At 64.2% G+C, this 12,694-nt stretch carries 10 protein-coding genes; 3 read left to right on the top strand and 7 right to left on the bottom strand.

Going from position 1 to position 12,694, the window contains the following annotated elements; all coding sequences use genetic code 11:
* Positions 1–56: 56 nt before the first annotated feature.
* From ACXAF5_RS12110 to ACXAF5_RS12125, 4 genes are all read right to left on the bottom strand, one after another.
* The gene (locus ACXAF5_RS12110; RefSeq protein WP_474946767.1) at positions 57–1,274 is read right to left on the bottom strand and encodes a phosphopentomutase; all 1,218 of its coding nucleotides are present in this window, start codon (positions 1,272–1,274) and stop codon (positions 57–59) included.
* Positions 1,274–2,578 (bottom strand): thymidine phosphorylase, encoded by a 1,305-nt coding sequence (locus ACXAF5_RS12115; protein WP_474946768.1) that lies wholly within the window; start codon positions 2,576–2,578, stop codon positions 1,274–1,276. The genes ACXAF5_RS12110 and ACXAF5_RS12115 overlap by 1 nt, the downstream gene beginning before the upstream one ends.
* 5 nt (positions 2,579–2,583) lie before the next feature.
* Positions 2,584–3,000 (bottom strand): cytidine deaminase, encoded by a 417-nt coding sequence (locus ACXAF5_RS12120; protein ID WP_239365202.1) that lies wholly within the window; start codon positions 2,998–3,000, stop codon positions 2,584–2,586.
* A 140-nt stretch (positions 3,001–3,140) separates the two neighbouring features.
* Complete coding sequence (locus tag ACXAF5_RS12125; RefSeq protein WP_474946769.1) at positions 3,141–4,256, bottom strand: cupin domain-containing protein; 1,116 nt, start codon at positions 4,254–4,256, stop codon at positions 3,141–3,143.
* Between the two features lie 450 nt (positions 4,257–4,706).
* On the opposite strand from ACXAF5_RS12125, the gene ACXAF5_RS12130 reads away from it, so the two are divergent.
* A complete protein-coding gene (locus ACXAF5_RS12130; RefSeq protein ID WP_474946770.1) occupies positions 4,707–6,986 on the top strand; it encodes an NADP-dependent malic enzyme in 2,280 nt (759 codons plus the stop codon).
* 79 nt (positions 6,987–7,065) lie between these two features.
* Here the strand turns inward: ACXAF5_RS12130 and ACXAF5_RS12135 are convergent, their stop codons facing one another.
* The gene (locus ACXAF5_RS12135; protein WP_474946771.1) at positions 7,066–7,644 is read right to left on the bottom strand and encodes a YceI family protein; all 579 of its coding nucleotides are present in this window, start codon (positions 7,642–7,644) and stop codon (positions 7,066–7,068) included.
* 344 nt (positions 7,645–7,988) lie between these two features.
* Here ACXAF5_RS12135 and prpE point away from each other — a divergent pair, with 344 nt between their 5' ends.
* On the top strand, positions 7,989–9,881 hold the full coding sequence (prpE, locus tag ACXAF5_RS12140) for a propionate-CoA ligase PrpE (protein WP_474946772.1): 1,893 nt from the start codon (positions 7,989–7,991) through the stop codon (positions 9,879–9,881).
* 66 nt (positions 9,882–9,947) lie between these two features.
* Here prpE and ACXAF5_RS12145 read toward each other — a convergent pair whose 3' ends face one another.
* Positions 9,948–10,157 carry a CsbD family protein gene (locus ACXAF5_RS12145; protein WP_239319310.1) on the bottom strand — a complete coding sequence of 70 codons (210 nt, stop codon included), beginning with the start codon at positions 10,155–10,157 and terminating at the stop codon, positions 9,948–9,950.
* Between the two features lie 223 nt (positions 10,158–10,380).
* Between ACXAF5_RS12145 and ACXAF5_RS12150 the strand changes: the two genes are divergently transcribed.
* Positions 10,381–11,802: an amidase family protein gene (locus tag ACXAF5_RS12150; protein WP_474946773.1), complete on the top strand. Its 1,422-nt coding sequence runs from the start codon at positions 10,381–10,383 to the stop codon at positions 11,800–11,802.
* A gap of 123 nt (positions 11,803–11,925) precedes the next feature.
* Here the strand turns inward: ACXAF5_RS12150 and ACXAF5_RS12155 are convergent, their stop codons facing one another.
* On the bottom strand, positions 11,926–12,681 hold the full coding sequence (locus tag ACXAF5_RS12155; protein WP_239319305.1) for an NAD kinase: 756 nt from the start codon (positions 12,679–12,681) through the stop codon (positions 11,926–11,928).
* Positions 12,682–12,694 lie beyond the last annotated feature (13 nt).

A 12,694-nucleotide genomic window follows, 5' to 3' on the forward strand; every position in this document is an offset into this window, starting at 1 on the left:
CTCTTAAGCGCCGCACCCGGGGACAGGCAAGGCGTTTTCCGGCGCACGCCGGTGGTTCACGCGGGCAGAAAGCTCCGCCCGGGCCCCTGCGCAGGGACCCCCAGATGGGCGGCAACAGAGGCTGCGACATCGGCAAAGCGGATGCTGCCGATGCTGCCTGTGCCCGCCCCTGCGATCAGCACCGGCACCTGCTCGCGGGTATGGTCGGAGCCGGGCCAGCTTGGATCGTTGCCGTGATCGGCGGTCAGGATCAGCAGGTCCCCGTCGCGCAGCTCCTCCAGGACGCGGGCGATTTCACCATCAAACCACTCCAGCGCGCGGGCATAGCCCGAAATGTCACGCCGGTGCCCGAAATGGCTGTCGAATTCGACAAAATTGGCAAAGGTCAGGCTGCCCTCCTCGGCGCTGCTCACCGCCGCACGGAGATGGTTCATCAGCTCCGCATCGGTACCCTTGGCCAGAGTATTTATGCCCTGCATGGAGAAGATGTCGCCGATCTTGCCGATCCCGTGCACACGGCCACCGCCGGCCTGCACCCAATCCGTCAGGATCGGTGCCGGTGGCGTGATCGCAAAATCGCGTCGGTTGGCGGTGCGGGTGAACCCGGTCTCTGCCGTACCGACAAAGGGCCGCGCAATCACGCGACCGACCTGCATCCGGTGCAGGAAGGGCGCCACCTCGGCACAGAGTGCCAGCAGCCGGTCGAGGCCAAAGCTCTCCTCATGCGCCGCGATCTGAAAGACGCTGTCGGCAGAGGTATAGCAGATCGGCAGGCCGCTGCGCATATGGGCCTCGCCCAGCTTTGCAATGATCTCGGTGCCGGAGGCATGACAATTGCCCAACACGCCCGTGGTGCCCGCCGCCTGCGCCACATGCGCGACCAGATCGGCGTCAAAGGCATCGCCGTCCTCGGGGAAGTAGTGCCAGGCCCAGGGCACCGGCAGCCCCGCCAGCTCCCAATGCCCCGAGGGGGTGTCCTTGCCGGTGCTGATCTCGCGGGCTGCGCCCCAGAGCCCGACCGGCTCCGCCTCCAGCCCGGGCGCGGGCTGGGCCGTGGCAAGACGCAGCGCCGCGCCCAGCCCCAGCCGATCCAGCGTCGGCACCCGGAGCGGGCCGCTGCGCCCTTCCTCGGCGCGCCCTTCCGCACAGGCCTGGGCGATATGCGCCACGGTGTTGGCGCCCAGATCGGGCAGATCCTTGTTGAAATAGGCGCCGGCGTCCGGCGCACCGCCGATCCCGACCGAATCCATCACCACCAGGAATGCACGTGCCATCAGAAGATCCTTTCATGCAGCAGCGGCGGCAGATCGGGGGCCGCAGGCGCGACGGTCACCGCCGCCCGCAGGGCCGACGCCGCCTGCTGCGCATCCTCGGCGCGGGCGGCATGGATGCGGGCGATCACATCCCCCGGGGCAACAGCGCTGCCCAGGGGCAGCAGATCCGCGATGCCCACCGCCGGGTCGACCCGGTCGCTCTCCACCATGCGCCCACCACCAAGCCGCACCACCGCCAGCCCCAGCGCCTCACCGTCGATCGCCGCGATCTGCCCGGAGGTCTGCGCCGTCACTTCGTGAATAACAGGGGCCTCCGGCAACAGCTGTGCCCAGTCGTCGGCAAACCCGACCGGCCCACCCTGGGCCGCCACCATCCGGGCAAAACGTTCCGCCGCGCGCCCGTCGGCAAGCACCGCCGCGATCTGCGCCTCTCCGGCCGTGGCACTGTCGGCAAGCCCCGCTTGATGCAACAGCGCGCCTCCCAGCGCGACAGTAATGTCGATAATTGCTCCACGGCTTTGCCCGGTCAGCGCCCGCATCACCTCCGCCACTTCCAGCGCATTGCCAAGCGCGGGCACCAGCGGCTGGTTCATATCGGTGATCAGCGCCTGCGTCGGACAGCCCGCAGCCTTGGCCGTCTCCACCAGAGACACCGCCAGAGCACGGGCCTCTTCGACCGTTTTCATAAACGCGCCGGAGCCGATCTTCACGTCCAGCACCAGCGCCTGCGGGCTGGCTGCCAGTTTCTTCGACAGGATCGACGCCGTGATCAGGTCGAGGCTCTCGACCGTGGCCGTCACATCTCGCACCGCATAGAGCCGCTTGTCCGCTGGGGCGATCCGTGCGGTCGCCCCGATGATCGCGCAGCCGACGTCCCCCACGATCTTGGCAAGACGCTCCTGCGGCACCTGGGTGGACAGGCCGGGAATGGCCTCCAGCTTGTCCAGCGTACCGCCGGTATGCCCCAGCCCCCGACCCGAGATCATCGGCACAAAGGCCCCGCATTCCGCCAGGGCCGGCGCCAGCAGCAGCGAGACACAATCGCCAACCCCGCCGGTGGAATGCTTGTCCACTACCGGCCCCGGCAAATCCCAATGCAGCACATCACCGCTGTCGCGCATGGCCAATGTCAGGGCCGAACGCGCCTCGGCCGGCAGGCCGGTCAGACAGATGGCCATGGCAAAGGCGCCCGCCTGCGCATCACTCACCGCGCCTCCGGCCAGCCCCTCGGCAAACCACGACAGCTCCGGCGCGGTGGGCACCTGACGCTGGCGCAGCTTGGCGATGACAGATCGTGCATCCATCGCTCTCAGCTCCGTTCCATATGGCCCGCGTCAAAGGCACCGGGCAGCAGGGCCCCGATGGTGGTCTCCATCTCCGTGCCGTCGGTTGTGGCCAGCGTGACCGGAACATCGGCGGCACCAAATTCCTTCAGCTTCTGGCGACAACCGCCACAGGGCGGCACCGGGCTGGGACAATCGGCGATGACATAGGCCTCCAGCAGTTCGGTCTCGCCCGCCGCAACCATCGCGGCAATGGCGCCCGCTTCGGCACAGGTGCCTTCGGGGTAGGCAACATTCTCGACGTTGCAGCCCACATAGACGGTACCGGATGCGGCCCGGATCGCCGCGCCGACCTTGAAATTCGAATAGGGTGCATGGGCATTCTCACGCACCGCAGCCGCAGAGGACCGCAACGAGCTGGTGGATTTTTCGACGTGAGACATGGCTGCACTCCCAGTTGCGACACCGGCGCCAAGGTGCTCTTGCGGCGGTGTTCCGAATTGATGACGGAGCCGGCATGGCGGCCCCGCTGGTATCTGCTCTTATTTTGACCAAATGGTCAAATAAGATCTGCCGGCGAAGGTCAAGCCCGCTGCGGCTCCGCCTCCTGCTCCAGCGCGGTGTCGAATTGCCCGGGCAAGGTGACCTCCAGGATCTCCAGATCCGTCGAGGCGGCACTGAGCCGGGTCTTCATATGCGGCGGGATCACAAAGGCATCGCCCTGTTCCAGATCATAGGGCGCCCGGCCCTCTCCTTCCAGCGTCACCGTGCCCGCCATCACAAAGGCAAAGTGAATATCGGTATCATGCGCCGCCCAGGGGCTGGTGCCCCCATCGGGGGCCGGACGTACCACCTGCACTCCGGCAACGCCCTTGGTGTTCTCGGCAATGGTGGTGTCACGGCACAGAAACCCGGGCAATCGGAACGCCTGCCACGCCGCGCCCTCGGCCCTGTTGTGGACAAAGCGCTGCCCGTCCCATTCCCGCTCCGGCCGGTAATGCGGCGTCGGCAGGCGCATATCGTGGTCGATCTCGGTGACATGCTCCGCAGGCACGCCGATCTCGATCACCTGCACGTTATCGCTGGCTTCCAGAACCCGGTGACGAATCTCCGGCGGCTGGATAAAGCAGTCCCCGGCGGTGAGCCGCATCTTGTCGCCCTGATCCTCGTAGACCACATCAACCCAGCCGTGGATGCAGAAAATCAGCTGAAACCCGACCTTGTGAAAATGCACCATATCCGGCACCGGGCCGCCGTCCGGAATGCGGATATGGCTGGCAATGATCGAGCCCCCCAGCCGGTCCGGCACCAGGTCACGATAGTGCATGCCCGCGCGTCCGATGATCCACGGAGCCTGGTCCTTCAGCCGTCGCACGACAAAACTGTGCACGGTTGCGGGCATCACCAGCGGGGGATTGCGCGCGTCGATCAGAACCCGTGTCCCATTGGGCGCAGCCAGATCGCGCTGCCCCGCGGCAAAGCCATCGGGATCATCGGTCAAGATCCGGATGACCCCGGGCGCGGTCTGTGCATCCCGGTCGATCCGCACCCGCAACCCATGGCCGGAAAACACCCCCACGCGCGGGTCGTCCGCCGGGTAGATCATGTCGAGCTTCATTCCCAGAACCTTGGTATAAAAGGGAATATCATCCCTCAACTCTGATGTGGGCAGAAGGATCTCGGCGACCGTGTCGGCCATGGTGCACTCCCTTGAGGCTGGTGATATCGTGACGTGTCGCCACCCTGCGCGCTCCCCGCACGGTATTCAAGGACGAAGGCCGGCGGGTCCTCGCCTCACTGGCCTTCGCGCATCGTTGCGGGTGGGCTCTGTGGCCCGAAGCGTCTCCTGCCTCCCCGTCTCCCCTGCCCGGCGGTCTTTACGCGTGATCCGGTCGCGTCGCGCGCCACCGCCCGCAGCGCGCCTTGCGGGCTGCGGGCGCGGCCCAACGCCGCCAGCGGGTCACGCCGCAGGCGCTGGCCCGCGCGGGGGCGGGAGCGCCCCCTTCTCCCGACATGGCGTCGCCTCAGACGGGTCGGCGAGGGCCGCTTCAGCGCTTCTCTGCCGCTGCCCACAAAGGCGCGGAAAGCCTGTTCCCCTGAGCCCCAAGATAGTTTAACACTAAACTATCACCATCAGGAGCGCCTATTCATGACCGACAAGACTTCGGAATCCCTGCGCGACGCGGCCCTGCGGTATCACGAGTTCCCGCGTCCCGGTAAACTGGAAATCCGCGCCACCAAGCCGCTGGCCACCGGCAATGACCTTGCCCGCGCCTACTCCCCCGGCGTGGCCGAGGCCTGCGTCGAGATCAAGGAGGATGAGGTCAACGCCGCGCGCTACACCGCCCGCGGCAATCTGGTTGCAGTGGTGTCGAACGGTTCAGCGGTTCTGGGCCTTGGCAACATCGGCGCGCTGGCCTCCAAACCGGTGATGGAGGGCAAGGCGGTCCTCTTCAAGAATTTCGCCAATATCGACTGCTTCGATATCGAGGTGAACGAAAGCGATCCGGAAAAACTGGCTGATATCGTCTGCGCGCTGGAGCCGACCTTTGGCGCGGTGAACCTTGAAGACATCAAGGCACCGGATTGTTTTATCGTCGAAAAACTCTGCCGCGAGCGGATGAACATCCCTGTGTTTCACGACGATCAGCACGGCACAGCAATTGTTGTGGGTGCTGCTGCAAAAAACGCGCTGCATGTGGCCGGCAAGAAGTTTGAAGACATCAAGATCGTCTCCACTGGTGGTGGCGCGGCGGGGATTGCCTGCCTCAATATGCTGCTCAAACTCGGCGTGAAGCGCGAAAACGTCTGGCTTTGCGATATTCACGGGCTGGTCCATGAGGGCCGCGAAGAGGATATGAACCCGCACAAGGCGGCCTTTGCCCAGGCCTCAGACAAGCGCACGCTGGATGAGGTGATAGACGGCGCGGACCTGTTCCTCGGCCTTTCCGGCCCCAACGTGCTAAAGCCCGAAATGGTCGCAAAAATGGCCAAACGTCCGATCATTTTTGCGCTGGCAAATCCGACGCCCGAGATCATGCCGGATGTGGCGCGCAAGGTGGCACCTGACGCAATCATCGCCACCGGGCGCAGCGATTTTCCCAACCAGGTCAACAACGTGCTGTGCTTTCCGTTCATCTTCCGCGGCGCGCTGGATGTCGGTGCGACCGAGATCAACGACGAGATGCAGATCGCTTGTGTCGACGGCATCGCAGAGCTGGCGCGCACCACCACCTCTGCCGAAGCCGCCGCCGCCTACAAGGGCGAACAGCTGACATTCGGGGCCGATTACCTGATCCCCAAGCCCTTTGATCCGCGTCTTGTGGCCGTCGTGTCCTCCGCCGTGGCCAGTGCCGCCATGTCCAGCGGCGTGGCCAAGCGCCCGATGGAGGACCTCGGCGCCTATCGGGCAAAACTGAACCAGAGCGTGTTCAAATCCGCCCTTCTGATGAAACCGGTGTTCGAGGCCGCCCGCGCCGCGGCCCGCCGGATCGTTTTTGCCGAGGGCGAGGACGAGCGCGTATTGCGGGCTGCGCAGGAGATCCTGCGCGAAACCACCGAAACCCCGATCCTGATCGGACGCCCCGAGGTGATCGAGAGCCGCGCCGAACGGCTTGGCCTGTCGATCCGGCCCGGACAGGACGTGCAGATCGTGAACCCGGAAAACGATCCGCGCTACCGCGACTACTGGACCAGCTACCACCGCATCATGCAGCGCCAGGGGGTAACCCCGGATCTCGCCAAGGCGATCCTACGCACCAACACCACCGCCATCGGCGCCATCATGGTGCATCGCGGTGAGGCGGACAGCCTGATCTGCGGCACCTTTGGCGAATACCGCTGGCACCTGAATTATGTGCAACAGATCCTGGGCGGCGGTTCCTATGCGCCGCATGGCGCGCTGTCGATGATGATCCTCGAAGACGGGCCCCTGTTCATTGCCGACACCCAGGTGCGGATCGAACCGACCCCCGCAGAGATCGCCGAGACGGTGATCGGTGCCGCACGCCATGTGCGCCGGTTTGGCCTGACACCGCAGATCGCGCTCTGCTCACAAAGCCAGTTCGGCAATATCCAATGCGACACTGGTGCCCGCCTGCGCGCGGCGCTGGAAATCCTTGATGATAAGCGTCGCGACTTTATCTATGAGGGTGAGATGAACATCGACACCGCGCTCGACCCGGAGCTGCGCGCGCGGATCTTCCCCAATTCGCGTCTGGAAGGGGCCGCCAATGTGCTGGTCTTTGCCCATGCGGATGCGGCCTCTGGCGTGCGCAACATTCTGAAGATGCGCTCTGGCGGGCTGGAGGTCGGGCCGATCTTGATGGGCATGGGCAACCGCGCGCATATCGTGTCACCCTCGATCACGGCGCGCGGCCTTTTGAACATGGCGGCCATCGCTGGCACCCCTGTGGCGCATTACGGCTAGGGCCGGACAGACAAGACCAAGACAGGCGGGCCAACTCGGCCCCGCCTGTCTTGAGCGTTGCGTACAGGGGACCGTTGCCTCAGCGGCTCGCCCGGTCCACTTGGGCCAGAATGCGCAGATCGATCTGCGAGCCGACCAGTTCCGGATAGCCCGCCGCGCCAAATGCGGTACGATCAAGGCTGCCGGTCAGCAGGATCGCCAGGTGGTCCCGCTCCCCCGCATCGGTCCCGCGTTGCCGATACAGCTGCGCCGACAGGGTCACCGGTTGTGTCACGCCCTTCACCGTCAGATCCCCGAACACCTGCGCCCCGGCCAGCGACCCGGTGATCTTGCGCGCCACAAACCGGATACTCGGATGACGCCGCACATCCAACACGCCGGCGCTCTTCAAGGCTTCGGTCGCGATCAGGAACCCGGCCCGCGCGCCGCCCGGGCTGAGCGTCACGTCGATCTGGCTGGCCGCGATGTTGTCGAGATCCAGCGAGAGCTCCGCAGCACTCACCGGCATCTGGCCTTCGGTCGGGGTGCCATCCAGATAATAGGTGAAGGCCACCACGCTTTTATCCGTGTTCAAATCGAACACGGCCGGCGCGCCCAGCGCCGATTGCGCCGCCAGCATCGCGGCCGCAAACAGGGGGATCAGAAATGATTTGGTCATGAACGTTTCTCCTTTGTGCCGGGATAACGATCAAGGGCGGCGCATTATTCGAGACCGGGGCAGAATTCCTTTGAAACAGCCCCGACACAGGTGAGTCGCACCAGTCTACACCACCTGCCGTTTTCAACTGCGAGCGCAAACACCAGTTTTGCAAATTTGCAGAAACCGGCAAGTTACTTAGCGAAACTCTTGTATCCCAGAGGCTTTGCAAATCTTTGCAATCCATCGGGGCAAAATATTCCGCAAATCCGCTCCAATGTGACGCAGGGTCGCGCAGCACGCTTGCGGGACTTCGAACCCTCCGCCTAGGCTCTGACGCGGAGGAGACAGTGAGGAGGACCCCCATGACCTATTCTGAGGTGTACGCGCAGTGGAAATCAGATCCGGAGGGGTTCTGGATGGAGGCTGCAAACGCCATCAGCTGGGACAAGGCCCCGACCAAGGCGCTGAGCGATCTGGGTGGCGGGCTGTATGAGTGGTTTGCCGATACCAAGGTCAACACCTGCTACAATGCCGTCGACCGCCATGTTGAGGCCGGGCGCGGCGAGCAGACCGCGATCATCTACGACAGCCCCGTCACCCACACCAAGCGCGAGATTTCATTCGTCGAGCTGCGCAACCGGGTTGCGACACTGGCCGGTGCGCTGCGGGCCAAGGGGGTGGAGAAAGGCGACCGCGTCATCATCTACATGCCGATGATCCCCGAGGCGCTGGAGGCGATGCTTGCCTGTTCCCGCATCGGCGCGGTGCATTCGGTGGTCTTTGGCGGCTTTGCCTCCTCGGAGCTTGCGGTGCGGATTGATGATGCCACCCCCAAGGCGATCATCGCCGCCTCCTGCGGGATCGAGCCGGGACGGACCGTGCATTACAAGCCGCTCCTGGATGGGGCGATTGACCTGGCAACCCACAAGCCCGACTTCTGCGTGATCTTCCAGCGCGAGCAGGAAGTGGCAGAGCTGATCGAGGGCCGCGATGTAAACTGGCACGGATTCCAGTATGGCGTGGAGCCCGCGGACTGTGTGCCGGTCGAGGGCAATCATCCCTCCTATATCCTCTATACCTCGGGCACCACCGGGCAGCCCAAGGGCGTGATCCGCCACACCGCCGGGCAGTTGGTGGCGCTCAACTGGTCGATGAAGAACATCTATAACGTCGACCCCGGCGATGTGTTCTGGGCCGCGTCCGACGTGGGCTGGGTCGTGGGTCACAGCTACATCTGTTACGGCCCCCTCATCCACGGCAACACGACTGTGGTCTTTGAGGGCAAGCCCGTGGGCACGCCCGACGCTGGCACCTTCTGGCGGGTGATCTCGGAACATAAGGTCAAGAGCTTTTTCACCGCGCCCACCGCTTTCCGCGCCGTAAAACGCGAAGATCCCAATGGCAAGTTTGTCGGCAAATACGACCTCTCTTGCCTGGAGCAGGTCTATCTGGCCGGTGAACGCGCAGACCCCGACACCATCACCTGGGCGCAAGACCAGCTGGGTGTGCCGGTGATTGATCACTGGTGGCAGACAGAAACCGGCTGGTCCATTGCCGCCAACCCGCTCGGGATCGAGGAACTGCCGGTGAAACTGGGCTCTCCGGCAGTGCCGATGCCCGGCTATGACGTGCAGATCCTGGATGAGGGTGGCCATCCCATGCCACCGGGAGAGCTTGGCGCGATTGCGGTCAAACTGCCCCTGCCCCCCGGAACGCTGCCAAACTTGTGGAATGCCGAGGATCGGTTCAAGAAAAGCTACCTCACCACCTTCCCCGGCTACTATGAGACCGGCGATGCGGGGATGATGGATGCGGATGGCTATCTCTACATCATGGCGCGCACCGATGATGTGATCAACGTCGCGGGCCATCGCCTGTCGACCGGTGCGATGGAAGAGGTTCTGGCAGGCCACCCGGATGTGGCGGAATGTGCGGTGATTGGCGTGGCGGATCAGCTCAAGGGCCAGATGCCGCTGGGGTTCCTATGTCTCAATGCGGGCTGCAACCGCCCCCATGCCGAGATCACCGCAGAGGTGGTGAAACTGGTGCGCGAGAAGATCGGCCCGGTGGCAGCGTTCAAACTCGCCTGCGTGGTGGATCGCCTGCCCAAGACCCGCTCGGGCAAGATCCTGCGCGCGACCATGGTGTCGATCGCCGATGGCTCCGATTGGAAGATGCCGGCCACCATTGATGATCCGGCCATTCTCGATGAGATCACCACCGCCCTGCAAAGCCTCGGCTACGCAAGCCGGTAACACGCAAGCAGAAAGCGGCCCCGCTGAGGGCCGCTTTTGCCAATGTCGCCAGTGCAACGCCCAAGATCAGACACGATCTTTGAGGCGCTCCGCAAATTCGTCGATCTGACGCTCGGCCTCATCCTTGGCCACGCCATAGCGCTCCTGAATGAGACCCGCCAACTTCGAACGGTCCCCTGCGGCCTGATCGATCTCGTCTTCGGTCAGCTTGCCCCACTGGGTCTGCGTCTCACCCTTGAGTTGCTTCCACTTGCCTTCGATAATATCCCAGTTCATGATCTCTGCTCCTTTAAGCTCAGGTCGGATCACAGTGCGTTTTCAAACGCTTGCTGCTTGACCTGATAACGCCGCCGGCCCGCAGTTGTTCCCGCGGGATGCAGATTATTTTTCATCCCCCCGCAATGGGCCGTGCTCCAAAAGGCGGGCGCGCTGTGCCCGGAATTTGCCCTTCCCTGCCCGGGGAACCGGCACTAGGCTCGCCCTCAAGGAGATTATTAACATGTCAAATCAGGAACTTTGGCGCCTGAGCGCAACTGAACTGTCCCCCCTGACCCGCAGTGGCGCGGTCCGCCCCAGCGAGGCGGTTGCCTCCGCATTGGCGCGGATGGATGCGGTGAACCCGGCCCTCAACGCGGTGGTTGAGGATCTGCGCGATGAGGCGCTTGCCCGGGCCGAGGTTCTGGACAGCACGCCAGAGGCCGCACGCGGGCCGTTGCATGGCGTGCCGGTGACGATCAAGATCAACGTGGACCAGACCGGCCACGCCACCTCCAACGGCATTCCCGCACTCAAGGATCTGATCGCACCCGATGATGCTCCGGTGGTGCAAAATCTGGAACGTGCGGGCGCGGTTGTGATCGGGCGCACCAACACGCCGGAGTTTTCCTTCCGCGCGGATACCGACAATCCGCTTTATGGGCGCACCCATAACCCTTGGGGGCGGCATATCTCTCCTGGCGGTTCCTCGGGTGGCGGCGGTGCCGCAGTCATGGCCGGGATCGGCCCGCTGGCGCATGGCAATGACATCGGCGGCTCCCTGCGCTTTCCCGCGGCTGCCAATGGCGCGGTGACGGTTAAACCGGGCTTTGGCCGCGTGCCGGCCTGGAACCCGAGCCAAAAAGCCGAACGCGGATTGCTGGCACAGCTGATGAGCGTGCAGGGGCTGATGACCCGTTCGGCGTGTGACCTGCATCTGTCGATGCCCGCAATGATCGCGCCAGACATTCGCGATCCCTTCCATGCGCCGGTCCTGTGGCAAGGCCCCACCCCGGAGACCCCCATCAAGGTGGCCTTCACCCGCAACACCCATGGCTACGATCTGCACCCGGAGGTGGAGGCCGCGCTGCTGGCGGCCTGCGATGCCTTGTCGGATGCGGGCTATATCGTCGAGGAGGTCGAGCCCCCCAATGTGTTTGAGGCCGGACGTACCGGCTATCGCGCACTCATGGGCGAAATCCACGCGCTGATGAAACCGGATCTCGACGCGATGGGGTCCGAGGTCATCCGCACCATGTTCGACACCTATTTTCAGGAGTTCCCCCCCTTCCTCGGCGATGACCTCCTGAAGATGTACGCCAAACGCAGCCACTACGCCCGTCAGTGGGCGATGTTCATGGCGGACTACCCGCTGGTGCTGACGCCTTTCCTGCCGCATCCCTTCTTTGCCCCGGACCGCGACCGCGAGGGCGTCGAAGGCGCGCATGATGTCCTCGGCTGTGCGGTCTATTCCTACGCCATGAACTACATGGGTCTGCCCGCCGCCTGCGTCCCGTCCCGGCTGGCGCAGCTGCCCAAAGGCCCGCAGCCCATCAATGTGCAGATCGTGGCCCAACGCTGGCGCGAGGATATGGCGGTAGACGCCGCCATCGCCATCGAGGATCGCATCGGTCAGATGGCACCGCTGTTGTGGGAGCGGATGTAACGCAGGGCTCCGCCCTTTGCCCTTCATCTTTTTGTTAAATACCTCCGCCGGAGGCAACGGCCCCGGACCAACCGGTCCGGGGCTTACCCAGTCGCGCGCCAGCGCGCCCGCTTTGCATCGATCTCAGTTGAACTGTTCGGAAATCAGCCGTTCTTCCAGCCCATGTCCGGGATCAAACAGGATCTTGTGGCTGATCCGGCGTTCACTCTGGATCTCGACCCAGTCTATTTCCTTGAACGACACCGAATCCGCCTCCGCCATCACCGGCCGCTTGGCCGCATCGATCACGTCGAACCGCACCGTCGCACCACTTGGCAGCAACGCCCCGCGCCAGCGCCGCGGGCGAAACGCCGCGATCGCGGTCAGGGCCAGCACATCCGCCCCGATCGGCAGGATCGGACCATGGGCGGAGAAATTATAGGCGGTGGAGCCCGCAGGCGTCGACACCAGCGCCCCGTCGCAGACCAGTTCCGCCATGCGCTGACGTCCATCGACCGAGATCTTCAGCTTGGCCGCCTGCGGCCCCTGCCGCAACAGCGACACCTCGTTGATCGCCATCGCCGCATGCATCTTGCCGGCGCGATCCTTGGCACACATGCGCAGGGGATGAATGATCTCCTCGCTGGCAGCCTCCAGCCGCTCCAGAAGCTCACCCTCGCCGTAGGAGTTCATCAGGAACCCCACCGTGCCACGGTTCATCCCATAGATCGGAATGTTCAGGTTTACCGTATCCCGCAGCGTGTGCAGCATGAAGCCATCGCCGCCCAGGGCGACGATCACATCCGCCGCCTCTACCGCGACAGAGCCATAGCGCTTGCTCAGAACAGACAGGGCCGTTTGCGCCAAAGGGGCCTCGCTGGCCAGAAATGCGATTCTCATAAGGCGCGGTCCT

This window comes from Epibacterium sp. ABV4_022 (assembly GCF_056159345.1).

Coding starts and splice junctions, on each gene's coding strand:
- ACXAF5_RS12110 (WP_474946767.1), bottom strand. CDS start 1,274: ATGGCACGTGCATTCCTGGTGGTGATGGATTCGGTCGGGATCGGCGGT.
- ACXAF5_RS12115 (WP_474946768.1), bottom strand. CDS start 2,578: ATGGATGCACGATCTGTCATCGCCAAGCTGCGCCAGCGTCAGGTGCCC.
- ACXAF5_RS12120 (WP_239365202.1), bottom strand. CDS start 3,000: ATGTCTCACGTCGAAAAATCCACCAGCTCGTTGCGGTCCTCTGCGGCT.
- ACXAF5_RS12125 (WP_474946769.1), bottom strand. CDS start 4,256: ATGGCCGACACGGTCGCCGAGATCCTTCTGCCCACATCAGAGTTGAGG.
- ACXAF5_RS12130 (WP_474946770.1), top strand. CDS start 4,707: ATGACCGACAAGACTTCGGAATCCCTGCGCGACGCGGCCCTGCGGTAT.
- ACXAF5_RS12135 (WP_474946771.1), bottom strand. CDS start 7,644: ATGACCAAATCATTTCTGATCCCCCTGTTTGCGGCCGCGATGCTGGCG.
- prpE (WP_474946772.1), top strand. CDS start 7,989: ATGACCTATTCTGAGGTGTACGCGCAGTGGAAATCAGATCCGGAGGGG.
- ACXAF5_RS12145 (WP_239319310.1), bottom strand. CDS start 10,157: ATGAACTGGGATATTATCGAAGGCAAGTGGAAGCAACTCAAGGGTGAG.
- ACXAF5_RS12150 (WP_474946773.1), top strand. CDS start 10,381: ATGTCAAATCAGGAACTTTGGCGCCTGAGCGCAACTGAACTGTCCCCC.
- ACXAF5_RS12155 (WP_239319305.1), bottom strand. CDS start 12,681: ATGAGAATCGCATTTCTGGCCAGCGAGGCCCCTTTGGCGCAAACGGCC.